Here is a 19,189-nt window from a genome sequence, read left to right as displayed (position 1 = left end):
GTTTTAGTTGAATCAAAAACACCTCTATTCGTAAGGATAGAGGTGTTTTATTTAAGGTTGAATTTTCTGGATTATTGCACCAGACTTTCAGATTCAAGCCATTCCCTGATCATTGGGTAATTCACTTTTCCGTTGGCAGTCAAAGGTAAATCATCCATATGAATGACTTTTAATGAACTGGCATGAAGGCTTAGTTTTTCTTTTAGAACGCCTTTAATCAATTCTTTATCTAAATTTTTGTCTGTATACAAAACAGCTAAATTCTTGTCACTTACATCCAGGCAAATAAAGGTTTTTCCGTTCAGGTTATCCTTCAGAAGCAATTCCATTTCATCGAGATTTATTCGGGTACCAAATAATTTCACAATTCGTTTTAGTCTGCCAGTAATATAATAATAACCTTCGTCATCTACTTTTGCAAGATCTCCTGTATGCAGTTTTTCTTCCTGATCATAAAATTGCAAATCGGCTCGTATATTTGCATAACCGCCAAAGATATTTGGGCCATAATAGATAAGTTCGGATGTTTCATTGTCTATTTCAAAACGTCCATTATGAATAGAACGTCCGATAGAAGCTCTTTTTCTCAGCAAATCTTCAGTTGGTAAAAAAGCCATTCTTCCGCTTGCCTCTGTTTGCCCGTACTGTGCAAAGAATTGCTTTCCATATTTTTCGGTGTATTCTGAAATAACTTCTATCAATTTATGATTCAGCATTCCTCCTCCATGAGTAAAGTATCGGAGTGAAGGATGATCCTTTTTAAAAAAACCGATACTCTGAAGTATTTCATAAAAGTAGGGTACTCCTCCTAAGGTGGAATACTCATACTTTTTCAAATCAGACCAGAACTCTTTTTGAAACACATCTTTGTCAGTACAGACAATTTGCTGTGATTTTATACAATTGGTTGTAAAAATTGACAATCCGTAAACGGAATTTACAGGTACATTCAATGGTACGACGTCATCTGCTTTAATCGGCTGATATTTCAGGATAGATTTGGCATTTTGCACCAGATTATCATCTGAAAGCCTCACAAATTTTGGAGATCCTGTTGTTCCGGAAGTACTTAGCAGCAGCTTAACTTTAGGATGGATAGGATAAATGGAGTTTTCATTGCGTTTAAATAATACTATCGTTTCAGAAGCATTTACCGCGCTGTATCCTTCAATGCTGTTACGGGACGGATCGTAGATGTAATAAGGCGTGTATTTTTTTTCTAAATTTTCCTTAAAGTCAGTATTTATTCCTAATCCCTGTAATGCTATTGTATATCTGCTTTGATAAAAGTTTAAAAAAGTTTCAATAGCCGGCAACTGATTATCGTTATAAATAAAGACAACCGATCGCAAATCGTCAATTTTCAGGGATTGATGCATTTCCTTTATAGATTTAGAAACACCGGTACTGGAATCCGTAAAGGTTAAATTTTCATTTTTTCTGATTAAATCATATAGTTCCATAGTTCTTGTGCTATATTCTAATTAATTTCAAATCCGTGTTTTTTAAGCACTTCCTTTATTTTTTCGACATTTCCCATATCTAAAATATCTTCCATTTCTATTGAGATGTTATAGGTACTTTCAAGTTCTTCAACCAAAACAAGATGGCTCATAGAATCCCATTCGGCTATTGCCTGATATTCCAATTGGTCGTTTACTTCTGTAACAGGTATTTCAAAAGCTCTTGCAAATACACCGTGTAATTTTTCTGTTGTATTCATATTTTTATTTTTTAATTAATTTGGGTCTGATTAAACTCTGGTATTTTTCCATTTTCCTTTACGGAAGACAATTATGCAGGCAACAGCCAATACAATTTCTGATATTAAGATGGCTGTAAAAACACCATTTGAGCCCAGGTTGAAAGTAATTCCCAACGCATAGGCAAGCGGAATCTGTACGATATAAAACATTAGAATATAAAGCCAGGTAACGACTTTTACCTCTCCGGCGGCATTGAGCGCTCTTGAAATCACCATGGTATATCCCAAAAGAACATAAGCCATAGAGATAAAATGAATATACATGGTACTGTGGGAAATCACTTCCGGAATATCTGTAAAGATTTTTACCACGGGAACTGCGAGAAATATCCAGCAAACAGCAATTAAAACAAGGAATCCCATGTTTAGCGTTCCTGCTCTCCAAACCGATTTTTCTGCCCGATCAGGCTGTTTTGCTCCAAGATTTTGTCCAGTTAATATTCCGGCTGCGTTTCCAAGACCCCAGGCAGGCATCGTGGCTATTGAGGTTACTCTTTGGGCTAAAATATATCCGGCCAAAGCATCTTCCCCAAAATGGGACATAATTTTTATCATAAATACCCAGCTCGAAGCAGGGATGATAAATTGAACTGTCCCGCTAAAAGCCAGTTTGAGTATTCTTTTGAAAATATCAAAATGGAATACCAATTGTGCCATTCCGATTTTCATTATCGTTTTGCCTTTTACCAGATACCATGCCTGATAGAGTACTCCAACCATTCGCGCGATTAGTGTCGCAATACCTACTCCGAATAACCCATAAGCAGGAATTGGTCCCCAGCCAAACATGAATATTGGGCATAATATTATATTTATTGCGTTAGACAACCATAATATTCTCATGGCTGTGGAAGCATCGCCGGCCCCACGAAATATTCCGTTGATTACTATCCGAAGGATTAGGAATCCGCTTGAAGCAAACATGATCATTCCGTAGGAAGCACCTTCCTGAACCATAGCAGGAGAGAGCCCCATTAAACTCATTATCTCTGTTGTCCAGATACTGCAGACCAAGCTTATAAGTGCAGCAATTGGGACAGTTACATAAATAACCTGCATAGCGGTTTGTCCTGCAGCCTTAAACTTTTTTTCACCAATCCTTCTTGAAATCATGGCCGAAGCAGCTATACCAAGACCTATGGAAACGGAGTAGCAAAAGGTGATAAAAGTAGTTGTCGCACCGGCAATAGAAATAGCGTTGGTTCCCAATCTGCTCACAAAGAACAGATTGGAACAAACAAACAAAGATTCCATTAATAATTCTGCAACCATTGGCACAGACATTAAAATAATGGTTCTGTTGATGCTGCCCGAAGTAAAATTACTTTCACTGCCGGATAAGGAACGCTTTAAAAGACTAAAAAAGGAGCGTGTCTTTAATATCGTGGTTTTCATGAATTCTCTTTTATTGTTAGTAATTCTTCTGTTACCAACTGATATAAAGGGTTCGGAATAAAACCGCTTTTTTTCATGTGTGGAAAACCTGAGGTTTCCTCATAACCATTAAACAAACGACGACTATTGAAAATAAGACGTTTGAATTCGGGAATCAACAAATCATATTTTTCAAACATATCTTTTAGCTCAGGGTGTTCTTCCTGATATTCTGTGATGATTTCGTACACACCATTCCAAAAAGAAACTTCAGGAAAATCTGCAGTAGTAATTAAAACATCACTCAGGTATCTGAAGAAAGCGTCGAAGACAGCGATAAGAATAACTAAAGGAGCATTTTCGGGATTTGGAGAGGCATTGAACATGTTTTCAATGAATTCCTGCGGCAGTTTTTTCTTTCCTTCTTCATTAATTAAAATATCACCCACAAAATCCTGCAAGGCTATACGTGTAGGCACATAATCCTTTAAAATCAAAATCACATTCTGCCCATGCGGATCTATACATAAAGAATGCTGGTAATAAATCTGCAGTACTGGTTTAAGATATGCTGTAAAATAAGCCTTTAACCATTGCTCCGTAGAAAGACCTGATTTTTCTATAAGCTCCTGAACCAGGCTTTTTCCCTGATCATCTACATATAATAATGAAGCCATCGTCATCAGATTTTCTCCGGGTTTTAGAAAATTGATCGGACTTTCTCGCCACATGGCTCCTAAATATTCATTATACTGATAAGGAGTATCTGTGATTTTGCTGTAACTCGGATGTGTATAACTAACAGAAACTACTTCACCCAGAAGTACAACATCCATTTTTTGAAGGTGTAAGTCTTGCTTAAGCATGTCTTTGATCCAGCCTGTGAGGCGTGGTGCTATTGATAATTGTTTTGCACATAATCCTCTTATATGACTGGTATTTAATATAGACATGGATGTTTTTACATAATGTCTGTGTGGCTCACTTTGATTGAAAAACGTACGGATGCTTTGTTGAGGACTGTACAAATCATCTGAAAGTCCTAAAGGAATCAGGTATTTCGCAGCAATATCATGGGCAAACTGCATAACCAGTTTATTTTGCCATTGCCATGAATGTATAGGAATAAAAATGTAATCTTCCGGATTTACCTTTGCCTGAGCGAGAAGGATTCTAAACGAAGTTATTTTTTCTTTGCCCAATTCATTTTCATAAAAATTTTGCTGATCCATACCTTCCAATAAACGAAAAACAGCGCGTTCTTTATGAGCCGCAATCCATACCAGACGTGTATTCTGACCGGATTCAGGAGCAAAATCTTCGTAATCCTGTGAATCAAAACCAATTCGGCCTTTGTTTACAATCACCCACGGATGCCCGTCCAGGCTGTGTTCAATAGTTTGAAAATCTGAATCTGCAAGTTCTGCAGCAGACAAACGACCTTTGGAATGGATAAAAGCATCAGCATATAAAGTGTGCAATAATTCCTCAACATAATGTGCCAGCGTGAAGGAATTTATACCAAAGGTATTTTGCAGTTCTATAAAGAAATTAGGGACATCAATTGTGCCTGATTGCTGTCCATCTTCATTTTTATAAATACTTTCTTTAACGATATGCCAATAATTAATAAATCTTGGATACCCGGAAAAAGTATAATAAATATTCTCTTTGTCTGTTTCTAATTTAAAATGCGTAAGGCTGTTTTTTTCCTTGCTTACGATTAGCGGTTTTGCCAAATCCTCACGCATCAGTTCTGCGATACTTTTTGCCAAAAGGTTACGATTTACTTTGTTCCAGATATCTGTATTGAGATGTTGTGCATCTTTGAATATATTTTCAGAAGTTGTCATTCTAAATTAGTTTTTTATTAATGTCTGAACATCTAATTGTTCGTTTATTATGTCCATCGTATTGGTTTGTGAAAAGGCTTCTGCTGATTTTTCTACACCGAATTCCTGAAAAGCAATACGTTTTTCAACTTTATAAACTTCGCGGTTAGCAAGTTGATTAATAATGTATGAATTACGATAAGCACCCATTCCTAAATCCGGGGTAGAAAGCCCATGCGTATGTAGTTCCGCATTTTGAACAAAAATATCCTTACGATTTTTATCAATAGTATAATTACGGCCTACATTAAATAACCCATTTTCCATACGATCGATTTTATCTTCAATTCCCTGAAGAATGTCCGGTTCTTTATATTTATAGCCGGTAGCCAGAATAACATAATCGCTCTGGTTTTGATAAGGCTGCTCCAGTTCGGTATGTGTGAAATCCATATCATAAGAACCATCCGAATCTTCAGTTACAGCTGTAAGACGCAGATTAGAGCGCAATTCGACATTTAAAGGCGTATTGTCCAAACTCATTTCATATAAGCTGTCAAAAATCTCGTTAATCAATTCCTGATCAATTCCTTTGTAAAGCCCATGCTGTCTGGCTAAGAGCTGCTTACGTTTTTCATATGTCAGATTATAAAAATGATCTACATATTCCGGAGATGTAAGCTCCAGTGTAAGTTTCGATTTATTATCTAATGGAAAAAAATGCGAAGAGCGCGTAAACCATTTAAGCTGCAGGCCATTTTGGGTTTCAGGTAAAAGGTCACGAAATACTTCTGCAGCACTTTGTCCGGAACCGATAATACTTACTGATGATTTTTTGTGGATTTGTGATTTAAAATATAAATATTTTGAAGCATGGATCACATTTGGCAAAGCTTCCTGATTAATAAAGTCTGGAATATGCGGAGAGGTTCCTGTTCCTAAAACAATTTTTTGGGTGTAATAAGTAGCAGTAATGCAGGTCTGTGTATTGATGACCATTACTTTATAGAGTCCGTCGACATAGTCAAGAGACACTACTTTATGGGAAAATTTACAATTATGGAGCTTAGAAGCTACCCATTTGCAATACTCATTATATTCCTTTCTGAAGATAAAGAAGTTTTCCCTGATATAGAATTTATACAATCTTCCACTTTCTTTGATGAAATTCAGGAAAGTGTATTTGCTTGTAGGATCGGCCATCGTTACCAGATCGCCTAAAAAAGGAACCTGAAGGGTAACATTGTTCAGCATTAGACCGGGATGCCAGTCAAAACCATCCGCCTGATCAAAAAATAGGGATGATAATTCTTCTACGGGTTCCATAAGAGCGGCAAGACCAAGGTTAAAAGGACCAATTCCGATACCTATTATCGAATATATTTTTTCTGTACTCATTGTTATTTTTTTATTGATTAAACTGGGGTGCTGTAACCGGAATATTCTGAAAATCTTTTGCTGCCGGAAATTTTGCCCAATACCATTCTCTATAGCAAAAGTTGAGGTTGGCTTTTTTATCCGGCATTTCAATTATTTTTTCGATTTTGAATCCCATTTGTGCTTTATTGATCATAGATGCTAATAAGGCTGTTGAACCTTCACCGACCATTTTGCCTACTTTTGGTTCTGCAAATACAAAATCCATCATAGATTGTGTGGCCGGAGAAGTGAATTTTAATTTAGGATCAGCTGGTGCTATAAACTGATGTGTACCATAATCCGATGGCAGTGCATCGTAGTATTCTCCAACCACATCACGATTAGCCCAATACACTTCAATATTAAAAGTGGGCACACCATTAACTTCGCCAATATAACTTTGTACAATATCATTTGGAAGTAACGCACGATAATAAGCTTCTAATTCCCGAATTGGCCAGTTCATTTTCCAGATTTGCAAAGCATGCTCACGATGGAACCATTCATGCAGCATTTTCAGATCTGTATTAATATCCACCGGTCTCAATGTTACAGTTACATTTTCCTTTTCAAAATATCTGCTAAAAACGACATTAGTTCCTTTTGGATTAATCAGATTTTCAGAAAAGAAGTATTTGTTTAAAGGGTTGGGATAACTTTTGTAAACTGCAGGATTAGTTCTTGGAGCACTGGCTTCATCCATATTATTAAGACTGGTCAGTAAATTACCTTTTACAACCAGTTTGACACTGTTGGTTAAATGCGAAACCAAACCTGTAGTATCAGATTGTTCTTCAGCTTTTAATGCTTCATATAACAGGTTTATAAGTAATTTTTCTTCTGTCAGTCTGCTTTTACCTAAAGCATTTATAATTCCAAATAAATGGTTTACCAATAAGTAGTATCCCAGAAGATCTATAATCCTGGTTTCGGCTATAAACGATCGGCTGTCTTTTCCAAAATCAGGCAGGATGCGTTGTAATTCTTCGACTTTTCCCTGACGGAAAAAATAACCCTGATTGTCCCTGAAATAAAGTTTGGATGGGAAAAGTTTATCATCAAATTCAATCAGCATGTTTTGTTGATGGAATTCTGCTCCAAATCCGTATTTATTAAAAATACCGATCAAAGGACGGATGGTAATGTTCAGATATTGCTTAAACCATTCAACCGCAACATCGGATGCCTCTGTGCTTTGTCGATTTGCCGATTCTGAGATGAGGTTCAATATTCTTGATGGTTCACCCAAAATACCATCCTGGGAAAGGGAGGCAACCATGCTTACATTTTTTTTGGAAGCTGCACCTTTAAATGGATTCTGACGTACACTGGTACTAAAACCATCAATAACACTGTCCTGATAAACAACTGTAATAAATGCAGGATCACAAATAAGTTGTACTTCAGGATATTCTTTTTGCACTCCTTTTCCCCAGTCGGTTTTCATAAGTTCACTGGCGTCATAACCACGATTTAATTCATGGAGATAATTCACGCGATAAGAATTCGTAATTTTAACATGTAAGGAGAATTTATACATCCATTCACTTTCATCATTGTAAACTGTACGAACAGAAGATGTTGCTGTATAAGACGGACCAAACTGACCTAAACTAAACAGGATTTGTTTGGATTGCATTTCTTTTACTTCTGGTTGATTCAAAAGATATTCAGCTTCCCACGGATGTGCAGGGACTACTTTCCATTCTGGATAACGAGCCAGTAATTCTTTTGCATTGTTATCTGCATATGCTGCAATTTCTTTTCTCAGGTATTCTGTCATCAGATAATCCTCAGCACTTTTTTCCAGTACATTATCGGGATGAACCAAGAAAAAATGCAACGGAAATTGTCCGCCAGTTTCCGGAGAATATTTCTCTAATTCTTCACTGTTAAAGCCTTCTCTGCTTTTAGGAAGAGGATGGACCGAATGTCCCAAAATAAGGGATTGTTCGGCTTCTATAAAAGATTGCTCAGGATTATTTGCAATCCTGCCACTGTTTTTATAATGAGCCAGATAAAAGGCTAAATTATTAATACTGTTTTCTAAACGTTGTTTGGTTGGAGCAGCATCAATGTCCGGATAGTCGGTTTTTGAATATGCTGTTACAAGGTCAGTAAAATGCAAAGGGTCAATTTCTTTGATTTTGTCAGTGGCGCAATCGCGTACTACAATCGGAAAACCAAAAGAATGTATTCCACTTTCCGAAAAGTATTCCAAAGGAGCAAATACTTCCTGACCAATATTGGTAAAATCAAACCTAAGAAAAATGCTATGGCTAATTGACTGCATATAATCTGCTAATGCCGGATCGTATTTAGGAATGCCTTCATAACGACCCCAGTTCTTGAATTCCCTGCAATAACAGTTGAGCAGGGATTTAAAATTAACCTGTTCTGCCAGCGGGTGAAATTTAGTTAAGTCGTTGGTAGTCATTTGCATTTTGTTTTATAATGTTAAGAATATGTTTTATATCGTCAAGAGTTGTCAGAGGATTGAAAATGGTAAACTTGAGGTAGAATTGACCATCTACTTTAGTGCTGGCAACCAAAACTTCTCCGCTGAAAAACAGTTTTTCTTTAATGTATTGGTTAATATTACAATAATTAGCCTGATCAGGAACATTGATGTATCGGAACACTAATACGCCCATATCTGAATGGCATAAAAGTTCAAAATCGTTATCAGAATCAATATGATTGGCCGCTTCTTCTGCAGTTTCTATAATGGTATCTGTATATTTTCCAAGTTTTTCTTTGCCCATATAACGGAGTGTACACCAGAGTTTTAAGGCATCAAAACGACGGGTACTCTGAATGATGGATTTATTAATCTGTGCCGGAAGCTCTTCATAATTCTGCTCCTTAGGATTCAGATAATCAGCATGATGCTTGATGATGTTCAGATGTAGTTTATTTTTAACTATGAAGGCACTGCTGCTGATAGGCTGGAAGAAAGACTTATGATAGTCAATCGTTACCGAATCGGCCAGTTCAATACCTGTTAAAAGATGTCTGTATTTTTCTGTCAGCAAAAGACCGCAGCCATAGGCAGCATCAACATGAAGCCATAGGTTATTACGTTTTGCAATACTGGCTATTTTATGAAGCGGATCCACATTACCAAAGTCTGTAGTACCTGCTGTAGCAGTTATAGCAATAGGAATATTACCTTTTTCTATTTCTTGTGCTATTGCTTTTTCAAGCTGTTCAGGATCCATACGATACCTGCTATCTACTCCGACATGCACAATAGATTGTTCTCCAAGGCCTAAAATCCAGGCGTTTTTATGGTTGCTGAAATGTGCTTTATCAGACACAAAAATCCTGAATTTATTGGCATCAGGTGGAAGACCATCCAATTTGATGTTCCATTTTTGGTATTCCAAAGAAAAGTAATCCCTGGCCAGCAGCAGACCCATTAAATTACTTTGAGAACCTCCAGCGGTAAAAATACCGTCAGCGTTGTCAGTATAACCAATTTGCTCACTGGTCCAGTCTATTAGTTTTCGTTCAATAAAAGTTCCTCCGGCACTTTGGTCGTAGGTATCCTGAGAAGAATTAATAGCACTTATCAATACTTCGGCAGCCAATGCAGGTATTACCACAGGGCAGTTTAGATGCGCAATATACTCAGGCAGGTGATAAGCAGTAGCATGTTTTACATACAATTCGTCCACTTCATTAAGTAAACTTTCATAATCCGGTAAAGGTATTTTTAAATCTACACATTCTACTTTTGCTTTCATTTCGTCAGGTCTGATTCCGCTGAAAGGCTTGCGATTATTTTTTAGAAAATTAGAAACCCGGTCCTGCGCCAATTGTATTGCCTGCGCATATTCCTCATTGGCATGTTGATGAAAAATGTCCTTGTAGAAGTCCTGATCGGGGATAAGCACCTTGTTTTTTGGTGTCTTATCATTCATTAATGTAGTGTCCATGATAGATAATTATTTAGGGTTTATTAATATTTATTGCAGATAAATCACTTTTTTAGATATGGGAGTCCTCTTCTTTTTAGAGAGTCTGAGATCATCAGGATAATATCCCAGATAAAGCAGGCCTAATGATTTTTCGTTTTCGGCCAGATCGAATTGTGAAACATAATCGATGGCAACGCTTTTAGTACTCCAATAATTTCCGATGTTATTTGCGGTACAGGTCAAAGCCATGTTTTGTACTGCAGAAGATACAGCAGCAATTTCTTCCCATTCGGGCAGGTTAATTTTTGTGTTTCGAACTAAGATTATCCCAATCATGCAGGCAGCATTTAAAGGATAATCGCGTAAATAAGCCAGCTTTTCTTCAAGCGCTTTCGGTGGAAGCTGTTCTGCATAAAAATCCTTGTAGTATTTGGCCATATACTGGCCATATTCGGGAAGATATTTACCCTTAAAAACTATAAATCTCCAGGGTTCTGTCATTTTATGATTTGGTGCCCAGGTTGCATTTGTGAGAATCTCGTCAAGGAGTTTTGCAGGAATATTTTTTTTAATGAACTGATCGGCAAAAATGCTTCTTCTTCTGCGAATGTTTTTAGAAATTTTTCCAATATCATCTGAAGATTCTGATGTATTTATTTTACTGGGAATTTGGGCAATTTTCATAATTTTTTTAAATTTTTTCATCAAAATTATTGTTATTTAGATTAAATAAAAATATATTTGTAAGTAAATCTTATTTAGACTAAGTAAAAACAAATGTATAAATTAAAAGCAATAAAAAAAATAAATATGAAAAATTTTATCCGAATGCCCGTACATAATCACTTTGAAGCCCCAAATCAAGTTGTGTATATAGCTTGTTTTAAGTGTGTTGTATTTTATATTTCAATTATCTATTAATAACCATCAACTATTAAAAATGAAATCACAAACTATTATGTCAGCTGAAAAATCCGCTGAGACAAGTTTAGCTTTAAAAATTCCTACAAGTCCTCTAATTATTAAAATAACACAGAAGGAGAGAAATATTTTATCAAACGTTGGTAATCTGTTGGTAAAAGCATTTGGCAATTATGAAAATCCGGATTATATAGCCTCTCTCCATCTTCATGCTTTTCAATTGCTTCCTGAGCGAATAACCAGGATTTTAAGTCAGTTTGGTTCGGATTTTTCTGCTGAGCAATATGGTGCGATAGTCTTTCAGGGACTTATAGAAGTAGATCAGGATGATCTGGGACCAACACCCCCAAACTGGCAGGGTACCGATTATGGAAAATTAAATAAATATGGTTTTATCTGTTCGCTCCTGCATGGTGCTGTGCCTTCTAAACCGGTTCAATATTATGCTCAGAGAAAGGGCGGAGGTCTATTGCATGCCGTTATTCCTGATGAGAAAATGGCAGCTACGCAGACAGGGTCAGGCTCCAAAACTGATTTATTTGTGCATACAGAAGATGCCTTTTTATCGAATCAGGCAGATTTTTTAAGTTTTCTGTATCTGAGAAATGAAGAAAGAGTACCTTCTACATTATATTCGATTCGTTCTCATGGGAAAATGAACCCTGTGATGAAAAAATTGTTTGAACCTATTTATCAATGTCCAAAAGATGCCAATTATAATGATGAGGATGTAGCAAATTCAGGGCCTACAGCCTCTGTATTATATGGAAACAGACAGCTTCCTTTTATTCGTTTTGATGCTGCTGAACAAATATTTAATGAAAATGCAGGACAGACTTCTGAGGCACTTGGCAACTTAATGGATTTTTGGGATGAAGCCAAGACTTTAATTAATAGTGATTATATTCCTGATTCCGGAGATCTTATTTTTGTGAATAATCATTTGTGCGCACATGGAAGAAGCGCTTTTGTTGCCGGACAACGAATAGAAAATGGCAGAATTGTAAAATGTGAGCGTCGCCAAATGCTCAGGATGATGAGTAAGACAAGTTTAATCCATATCAGATCAGTAACTCGTACAGATGATCCTTATTTTATTATGGAAGAACACTTAGGGAAAATTTTTGATCTGGATTAGGCAATTAATATGTTTGTGATTCCAGAAATAATTGTCATCCTGAGCGGAGTCGAAGGCTTTTTATCTCGAAAAGGCTTCGACTCCGCTCAGCTTGACACTTCTATTTTGAATTACACTAGTTAGCTTAAATTCAGCTAAATCTAAAAAAGCAAAAGCAATTCAATCGGATTGCTTTTGGCTTTTTAGACTTAATTTGACTTAACTCTCTATATTCCTATCGGATTGTATTTTTTGTAAAACCAATGCTTAAAAACCGGAAACTTCACGGCAACTGATTCTCTTTCAAAATAAAAATTAGTCAGATTCCAGATAATCATAATGGCCGAAAAATAATAAAGGTTCAATACCAAAGCAATTCCCAGATGCATGGAAATGGTAAGCATTAGCCATGTTTTTTGTGTTTTAGGAATCCAGACAAAAACCGGATACAGCATTTCGATGATGACAGTAGACCAGCCAATAATAATTAAAATATAAGAATGGTCTGCCATCCACGAAAAATCAAAATTAAAATCCCTGTTGGCATAAGGCAGATGAATGGCTTTCCAGATAGATTCACCATTTCGCCAATTGTACCCGAGCAATTTATCAAATCCTGAGAAGAAATAAGCCATACTGATATGGATTTGAAACATTCTTTTGACAGGCATAAAGTTTACTTCTCTGGTCTTCTTTTTAAAAATAAAACGAAGCACTGAAAAATAGGCATCGGAAGGCAATAAAATCAAATAAAACAAAGACATGCTGGTAAAAAAATCGACTCCATAAATAAAGAATGAACTTCCTTTTAGCAAAGCAACCTGCAAAAGCAGTAACAAAAAAGCGCTCATTCGGGAATAAAACCCAATTATGATATTGATACATAACATGATAAATATTATTTTAGATCCTAAAATAACTGTATTTTCAGTAACTCCAAAGGATTCGAAAAAATGAGTAATTTTTGAAAAAGTAAGCAGCCAGCGGGGATGAAAAACAGACATTATATCCTGCGGAACAATACTCTTACTGGAAAAAAACTTGTCAAAATCGCTTATGACAGATAAAAAATGCAATAATACCATTGTTCCTATTGAGATTCTGAAGAAACCCAGAAATTCGGCATTGCCTTTGTTTTCAAAAAAGAAATTTTCGACTTTTTTATATAAGATAGCAGCTTTTCTCATGATGTATTTTTATTTTATTTGACTAATTAAAATCAGATTATCTGTTTTTTCTCCTTTTTTATATCGGTCCAGAGTAGGATAATCGTAGAGATAAAGTTTGGCCGTACATTTTGTGGCACCATGAGTTTCATTAAGTACGCTTTTTGCAATTTGTTTCAGTACCACATCCAAATATTCGAAGTATTGAGATTCGCTTTTCTTTTTGGAAGAAACCACTTTATCCATAAACATATTAAAAACCGAAGTATATCTCACGATACCTTCTTTACTCTTCAATTCCGGCATAATACGTTCTTCCAAAACATTTCCGTCCGCGTCCTGCAATTCAAAAAGCAGTACAAAATCGCTGGCAACATTAGGCGCAAAAAAACCATACCCGGTATCAAATCCGGTATAAGCCGTAAACATGCTGACAGGTTCGAGCTCTACAATTTTGTTTGTGAGTTCATAAATGAATGGTTTTTTATATTCCTCTTTATCATAGTAAAAACCGTAATAACCGTCAAAAGTTCCTTTTAATCCAATAGTGAACACCATAAACAGTAAAAGGAATATCCCAAAAAGCTGCCATTTTCTTTTCATTTTTATTGTATTTGATTAAAAATAGTATAAAAACAAGGACAAACCTTATTGATTGGTCCTTGTTTCAGTAATTATCGGTATTGCTGGATAACATTGATAACCTGTTGATTTAATTTTTGATCAAAAGGTGTTCTGGTAGTTCTGGTCAGCACTCTGCTAAAGGCTTTGGTTCCCATATAATCATTACAGATATTATTTTCATCAATTCCTACTACGGTTAATCTGTTGAAAGTACTAATGTCTTTTTTAGATAGTTTGGTGGCATTGACCACAATTTTATTGGCTGTAATTCCAATATTTCCATCCAAAGAAGCATACTTGTATTTTGATAATATCTTATCAAGTCTTACTTTGATGTCCCCATAAGATTTCCAATCAATATCTGCTCTTTCAAAACAGCCTTTATGGATGATGTTCAATTTTGTGAATTTTGTTACATGATCCCAGGTCTGTATTCGGGTAATGTGCTGGATTTTTTGCGTATTAACGATGTAATTCAGGAAGCCGGCACCTCCAATTTTTGCATATTCCTTATCAAGAGCGATAAGTCCGTTAAGATCTGCTCTGGACATTTGCTTAGCATCTTTAATCAGGAAATTATTGTCAACAATATAATTTCCATTTTCGCTATAGATCAACATTTTTTGGGGTTTGCGTTGGGAAAATAATACTAACCCAATGGCAATAACACCAATAACTAACAGTGTTTTTGTTTTCATAATTTTGATTTTTTTATAGTACCTACTCTTTTTTTGGCTTTTCGGTTTCCTCCATTTAAAAGTTTAATTTATAATTAATATAAAAGTACTTCTGTTTAAAATAATGATATAGAGGAGTATAGCCCTTTTTGAAAGGGTGTTTTTCCCCTAATTCAATAAAGTTTTCTTTATAAAAAGATAACCCCTGCAAGACTGACATGCAGGGGTTAAAAAATTAATTTCTTTATATTTTAAAATGTAAATTTTTCGGCTAAAGTATTGTACTTATAACCTGACTTCATTTCCTGCAAGGTCTTTTTTTGATCTTGCAGATATGTTTCTTTAAACCTAAATACCTGCAAGGTTTTGGGAAACCTTGCAAGAGTTCAATTTCTTTGTAAATCAACTATTTAGAAGTAGAATTGAGGTTTATATTTAAATTGAAGATTCTAATAGAGTACTTCTTTTATTGTAATGATATTTAAAACGCTGTTCGTTCCAAAGCCGGATGTATCATTTCATTAATGATAGATAAGGTAAGCGGATCAAATTTACCTGAAAAAAAAGCATCTAATACTTCCTGAAACACAGGATCATTATTATTAGTTAAGCTAAAAAGGGTCATGGAAGAATGTAGTTTTCGGGCATCCAAATCTCCAAATATGCCTTCAGCTGACTTCATCTTAAAACTTAACAGGATCTGTGAAACTTCAATAAGATGTTTGCCAAGTACAGGATGGCTAAGATAGGCTTCAGCTTCTTTAAGATTTTCGATCGCATATAATGCCGACATTTCACTTTTGCCTAATCCTTTTATTTGAGGAAATATAAACCACATCCAATGGGTTTCTTTTTTTCCTTTGCTAATTTCCGTAAGTGCTTTAAGATAGAGTTTATTTTGTGCCTCTAAAAAGCGTGTTAAATCATTTTTTACTTCTGCCATAATGGTAAAATGTTATTGGAAAAAGTTTGAAAATTACTAAAAAAGATAAGTGCTGCCTAATAAAAAGTACAAGAAACTGCAATTTATTTTATAGTGCTGATTTTGAGGTTTTTTTCTGATGTAAAACTGTGTTTTTAATAAAAAAAGTAAAGATTTTTTTGCATTTTATTATAACTTTTAAGACCTGTTTTTAGCGTAATTACTATAAAATAGTTTAAAAAGAGGACTTGAATTAATAGAAATATATTCTGAGTAATCGAATAAATTGATTTTAAGAAAAAAATACTTTATAAAAAGATAAGTAAGTAATTTAATGACATATGAGAGATAAATTTAAAGCTCTGCCAATATTTTAATATCTTCTATTTCTAATATTTGTTTAGGATATCCTTCTTTTACAGTATTAATCATGGCTTGTCCCACGTCTTTTAGGGTTAGTGTTTTTTTAGGAAACAAAACCGGAAAAAGCGGAATCATGATTTTGAGAATTGTCTTTACATTTTTTTGTTCCTTAAAAGGTTTCATAAATCCCGGACGAAAGTTATATTGCCCTTTAAAAGGCAGTTTCATCAGATCATTTTCAGTTTTTCCTTTTACACGTGCCCACATGATTTTACCATTTTCAGAAGTATCGGTATGACTTCCGGTGACAAAATTAAAAACCATATTTGAATTGATTTCTGATAAAGCTCTGGCAAAAGCCAAAGTGGTATTGTAAGTTACATACGTATATTTTATTTCATTCATTCCAACAGAACTTACTCCGGCACAATAAAAACAAGCATCATAACCCTGTAAAAAATCTGCATATCTATTTAGCTGCATAAAATCCAGTACAATTAATTCTTCCAGTTTAGGATGTTTGAGAACAGAAGGTTTACGGTTTATCATTAACACCTTTTTTACAGCGTAGTTTTCAAGGCATTCCAACAAAACACCTTCACCAACCATACCTGTAGCACCTGTAATAATTACATTCATTTTTTTTATTTTACAATTTTATATTGAATAATATTTTTGGTTTAAAACCAATATAAAGTTATTTGATACTTTATTTACTGCCTAAATTTGATTTTTAAGCTCACGTTAAAGATATAATTTATTTCTTCTGAATCTTAAAGCAATTTTATTTTGGAATGATAGGATAAAAATTGAGTCAAAAGAAACTACATGATTATAATTTTCTTTTACAAATCTCTTCTTTTAAAATAGGACCTCCTATTTTCAGCAGTCCAAAAAAGCTTATCAGAATCCGGGGTATTAATAAAATTATTGTTACAGGAGAATAATGTATTTAGAATCATATATAAAGTATTCTCCCGAAAGCAACATGCTTTTGGCTTTTTTGCTATTAAATTATTTAAATAATTTTCAGATTTAAAAAATATTCAGAAAAGATTTTATTTTTTATTATTTTTATTGAACAAAAGCAAATTTAATAGTAACGGTATGGATCTTTAATTTTAAGTAAATGAAATTATCTACTCAAATTCTTGTAGCGTTTACTATGGTAATTTTATTGTCTGTTGCGGACTCATATACAAATTATATGCTGTCGAAAAAAGTATATCTCAACTCGCAGTTTTTAGCCAGATCAGAAGAAATCATTCGTAATTCTAATAGAACTCATAAGGCAATTATCGAAATGCAAAGCTCTTTTCGGGGTTATCTGCTTACTGATGATCAGGCATTTCTGGATTCTTATTTTAAAGGGCTTAAAAAGGTGCCAATTTTAATAAACGAACAAAAGCTGCGTATTGGTAACCAAAGGATACAGCGCACTATATTAGATTCCATAAGCATACTGCATAACAATTGGCTGCAATATTCGAAGCAATTAATAGAATCCAGAAAGGAAGCATCTGAATCTTATCAAAATCTTTTCGAAAATTCACTTAAAAAACATATTGGAAAAAAAATTAACGATGCTATTACCCAAAAGTTTTCAAGTTTTGATAAAATAGAATATAAAAGAAGGAAACATCATACTGATATGTTGCTTACCTCCTTAAAATATACCCGTACTTTTTCCCTTATTTTCCTTACTATGACAATTATAGTGGGAATTTTCAGTACTATTTTTATTATGTTCATTGCCAATAAGAGAATCACGTCAATGGTAAGTCTTGCCGAAAACATTTCAAAAGGAAACTTTACATTTGTTAAGGATACACGAAATGATGAATTGACAGCTCTCGCTACTTCACTTAATAAGATGTCTGAAAAACTCGATAAAAATATTCACGAACTAAAAAACAGAAATGCAGAGCTCAATAAGTTTGCCTATGTAGTATCTCATGATCTTAAAGCTCCAATCCGGGGTATTCATAATGTAATCAGCTGGATTGAGGAAGACCTTGATAATGAGCTTTCACCCGAACTTAAAAGATATCTTAAAATTATTCCTCAAAAGACCAGACGAATGGAAGCGCTTATCAACGGGCTCCTCGATTATGCGAGGTTAAATATAAAAGCGCCATCTGAAAATATTGATGCAAATGCATTGGTCCATGAAATTGCAGATTCTATCGTTCCAAGAAATTTCAGGCTCGAAATCGGAGATCTTCCAAATTTATTTACAGAAAGGATTAAACTGGAGCAGGTATTTACTAATCTAATCAGTAATGCGGTTAAATACACGCCGCAGGAAGAAGGTCTGATTCAGATAAACTGCAAAACATTTCCGCACTTTTATGAATTTTCAGTAAAAGATAACGGAATTGGTATCGCAGTAGAATATCACCAAAAAATATTTGAAATATTTCAGACACTTCGTGAACGAAATGAAGAAGAAAGTACAGGAGTGGGATTAGCAATTGTAAAAAAAATAATTGATGACCAGCAAGAAAATATTATCGTTAAATCGGAATTGGGACACGGGACCGAATTTATTTTCACCTGGAGAAATAACAAAGCTTTATGAAAATAACAACAATTTTGCTGATAGAAGATGATGAACTTGACATCATAAGTGTAGAACGATCCTTAAAAAAAATAGAAAGCGGATACGAACTTCATACAGCTTATAACGGAATTGAAGCATTAAAAATGTTAAGGGATCCAAATTCTTTGATACCGGATGTAATTCTTTTGGACATAAATATGCCAAGAATGAATGGAATAGAATTTTTGAAAGTAATAAGGGAAGATAAAAATCTTAAAGATTTGAAGGTTTTTATAATGACAACTTCTTCAGAAGGAAATGATCGCTCTGAAGCAGAAAAGTTAGGAATATCAGGATATATTATAAAACCCTTAAATTATACCGAAAACACAAAACGGTCAGACTCTATGGATGCTTTTGTACAATTTCATTTAAGGAAAATATTGCTTGATGAAAGTACGTAGCAGTTTGTATACCTGACTGAAATTAAAGTATCTTTAAATTGGTGTATCGGAATTTTTTTAATCATTTGATAAAGAATTGG

The 19,189-nt window shown here is 34.7% G+C and carries 16 protein-coding genes; 3 read left to right on the top strand and 13 right to left on the bottom strand.

The window, feature by feature from the left end:
* Positions 1-71: 71 nt before the first annotated feature.
* Genes ACEN92_RS06405 through ACEN92_RS06370 form a run of 8 tightly spaced genes read right to left on the bottom strand, consistent with a single transcriptional unit; the run spans position 72 to position 11,018 of the window.
* Positions 72-1,463 carry an AMP-binding protein gene (locus ACEN92_RS06405; protein WP_495641543.1) on the bottom strand — a complete coding sequence of 464 codons (1,392 nt, stop codon included), beginning with the start codon at positions 1,461-1,463 and terminating at the stop codon, positions 72-74.
* Between the two features lie 17 nt (positions 1,464-1,480).
* Positions 1,481-1,723: an acyl carrier protein gene (locus ACEN92_RS06400; protein WP_495641542.1), complete on the bottom strand. Its 243-nt coding sequence runs from the start codon at positions 1,721-1,723 to the stop codon at positions 1,481-1,483.
* A 30-nt stretch (positions 1,724-1,753) separates the two neighbouring features.
* On the bottom strand, positions 1,754-3,160 hold the full coding sequence (locus ACEN92_RS06395; protein WP_495641541.1) for an MATE family efflux transporter: 1,407 nt from the start codon (positions 3,158-3,160) through the stop codon (positions 1,754-1,756).
* Positions 3,157-4,992 carry an IucA/IucC family protein gene (locus ACEN92_RS06390; protein ID WP_495641540.1) on the bottom strand — a complete coding sequence of 612 codons (1,836 nt, stop codon included), beginning with the start codon at positions 4,990-4,992 and terminating at the stop codon, positions 3,157-3,159. The genes ACEN92_RS06395 and ACEN92_RS06390 overlap by 4 nt, the downstream gene beginning before the upstream one ends.
* A gap of 6 nt (positions 4,993-4,998) precedes the next feature.
* Positions 4,999-6,369, bottom strand: a complete 1,371-nt coding sequence (locus ACEN92_RS06385) for a lysine N(6)-hydroxylase/L-ornithine N(5)-oxygenase family protein (protein ID WP_495641539.1) — start codon at positions 6,367-6,369, stop codon at positions 4,999-5,001.
* A gap of 10 nt (positions 6,370-6,379) precedes the next feature.
* The gene (locus ACEN92_RS06380; protein WP_495641538.1) at positions 6,380-8,827 is read right to left on the bottom strand and encodes a GNAT family N-acetyltransferase; all 2,448 of its coding nucleotides are present in this window, start codon (positions 8,825-8,827) and stop codon (positions 6,380-6,382) included.
* Positions 8,805-10,331: a pyridoxal phosphate-dependent decarboxylase family protein gene (locus ACEN92_RS06375; RefSeq protein ID WP_495641537.1), complete on the bottom strand. Its 1,527-nt coding sequence runs from the start codon at positions 10,329-10,331 to the stop codon at positions 8,805-8,807. Before ACEN92_RS06375 ends, ACEN92_RS06380 begins: the two co-directional genes overlap by 23 nt.
* Positions 10,332-10,361: 30 nt before the next feature.
* Entirely contained in the window at positions 10,362-11,018 is a 657-nt protein-coding gene (locus tag ACEN92_RS06370; RefSeq protein WP_495641536.1) for a nitroreductase family protein, read from the bottom strand.
* 235 nt (positions 11,019-11,253) lie between these two features.
* Between ACEN92_RS06370 and ACEN92_RS06365 the strand changes: the two genes are divergently transcribed.
* Positions 11,254-12,372 (top strand): Fe(II)-2OG oxygenase family protein, encoded by a 1,119-nt coding sequence (locus tag ACEN92_RS06365; protein ID WP_495641535.1) that lies wholly within the window; start codon positions 11,254-11,256, stop codon positions 12,370-12,372.
* Positions 12,373-12,578: 206 nt separating this feature from the next.
* Here the strand turns inward: ACEN92_RS06365 and ACEN92_RS06360 are convergent, their stop codons facing one another.
* The 5 genes from ACEN92_RS06360 to ACEN92_RS06340 form a co-directional block, all read right to left on the bottom strand.
* Positions 12,579-13,538: an HTTM domain-containing protein gene (locus ACEN92_RS06360; protein ID WP_495641534.1), complete on the bottom strand. Its 960-nt coding sequence runs from the start codon at positions 13,536-13,538 to the stop codon at positions 12,579-12,581.
* A 9-nt stretch (positions 13,539-13,547) separates the two neighbouring features.
* A complete protein-coding gene (locus ACEN92_RS06355; RefSeq protein WP_495641533.1) occupies positions 13,548-14,120 on the bottom strand; it encodes a hypothetical protein in 573 nt (190 codons plus the stop codon).
* Positions 14,121-14,191: 71 nt separating this feature from the next.
* Entirely contained in the window at positions 14,192-14,839 is a 648-nt protein-coding gene (locus tag ACEN92_RS06350; protein ID WP_495641532.1) for a hypothetical protein, read from the bottom strand.
* A 460-nt stretch (positions 14,840-15,299) separates the two neighbouring features.
* Positions 15,300-15,761, bottom strand: coding sequence for a DUF1810 domain-containing protein (locus ACEN92_RS06345; RefSeq protein ID WP_495641531.1), 462 nt, complete (start codon positions 15,759-15,761; stop codon positions 15,300-15,302).
* 333 nt (positions 15,762-16,094) lie between these two features.
* The gene (locus tag ACEN92_RS06340) at positions 16,095-16,742 is read right to left on the bottom strand and encodes an NAD-dependent epimerase/dehydratase family protein (RefSeq protein ID WP_495641530.1); all 648 of its coding nucleotides are present in this window, start codon (positions 16,740-16,742) and stop codon (positions 16,095-16,097) included.
* A 490-nt stretch (positions 16,743-17,232) separates the two neighbouring features.
* On the opposite strand from ACEN92_RS06340, the gene ACEN92_RS06335 reads away from it, so the two are divergent.
* Positions 17,233-18,684 carry an ATP-binding protein gene (locus ACEN92_RS06335; protein WP_495641529.1) on the top strand — a complete coding sequence of 484 codons (1,452 nt, stop codon included), beginning with the start codon at positions 17,233-17,235 and terminating at the stop codon, positions 18,682-18,684.
* A complete protein-coding gene (locus ACEN92_RS06330) occupies positions 18,681-19,109 on the top strand; it encodes a response regulator (protein ID WP_495641528.1) in 429 nt (142 codons plus the stop codon). The genes ACEN92_RS06335 and ACEN92_RS06330 overlap by 4 nt, the downstream gene beginning before the upstream one ends.
* The last annotated feature ends 80 nt before the right edge of the window (positions 19,110-19,189 follow it).

Source organism: Flavobacterium sp. Flavsp81 (genome assembly GCF_059491325.1).
Note: the sequence above shows the minus strand (reverse complement) of the source record. Positions and strands in the feature narration are given on the sequence as shown.

Coding starts and splice junctions, on each gene's coding strand:
- ACEN92_RS06405 (WP_495641543.1), bottom strand. CDS start 1,463: ATGGAACTATATGATTTAATCAGAAAAAATGAAAATTTAACCTTTACG.
- ACEN92_RS06400 (WP_495641542.1), bottom strand. CDS start 1,723: ATGAATACAACAGAAAAATTACACGGTGTATTTGCAAGAGCTTTTGAA.
- ACEN92_RS06395 (WP_495641541.1), bottom strand. CDS start 3,160: ATGAAAACCACGATATTAAAGACACGCTCCTTTTTTAGTCTTTTAAAG.
- ACEN92_RS06390 (WP_495641540.1), bottom strand. CDS start 4,992: ATGACAACTTCTGAAAATATATTCAAAGATGCACAACATCTCAATACA.
- ACEN92_RS06385 (WP_495641539.1), bottom strand. CDS start 6,369: ATGAGTACAGAAAAAATATATTCGATAATAGGTATCGGAATTGGTCCT.
- ACEN92_RS06380 (WP_495641538.1), bottom strand. CDS start 8,827: ATGACTACCAACGACTTAACTAAATTTCACCCGCTGGCAGAACAGGTT.
- ACEN92_RS06375 (WP_495641537.1), bottom strand. CDS start 10,331: ATGGACACTACATTAATGAATGATAAGACACCAAAAAACAAGGTGCTT.
- ACEN92_RS06370 (WP_495641536.1), bottom strand. CDS start 11,018: ATGAAAAAATTTAAAAAAATTATGAAAATTGCCCAAATTCCCAGTAAA.
- ACEN92_RS06365 (WP_495641535.1), top strand. CDS start 11,254: ATGAAATCACAAACTATTATGTCAGCTGAAAAATCCGCTGAGACAAGT.
- ACEN92_RS06360 (WP_495641534.1), bottom strand. CDS start 13,538: ATGAGAAAAGCTGCTATCTTATATAAAAAAGTCGAAAATTTCTTTTTT.
- ACEN92_RS06355 (WP_495641533.1), bottom strand. CDS start 14,120: ATGAAAAGAAAATGGCAGCTTTTTGGGATATTCCTTTTACTGTTTATG.
- ACEN92_RS06350 (WP_495641532.1), bottom strand. CDS start 14,839: ATGAAAACAAAAACACTGTTAGTTATTGGTGTTATTGCCATTGGGTTA.
- ACEN92_RS06345 (WP_495641531.1), bottom strand. CDS start 15,761: ATGGCAGAAGTAAAAAATGATTTAACACGCTTTTTAGAGGCACAAAAT.
- ACEN92_RS06340 (WP_495641530.1), bottom strand. CDS start 16,742: ATGAATGTAATTATTACAGGTGCTACAGGTATGGTTGGTGAAGGTGTT.
- ACEN92_RS06335 (WP_495641529.1), top strand. CDS start 17,233: ATGAAATTATCTACTCAAATTCTTGTAGCGTTTACTATGGTAATTTTA.
- ACEN92_RS06330 (WP_495641528.1), top strand. CDS start 18,681: ATGAAAATAACAACAATTTTGCTGATAGAAGATGATGAACTTGACATC.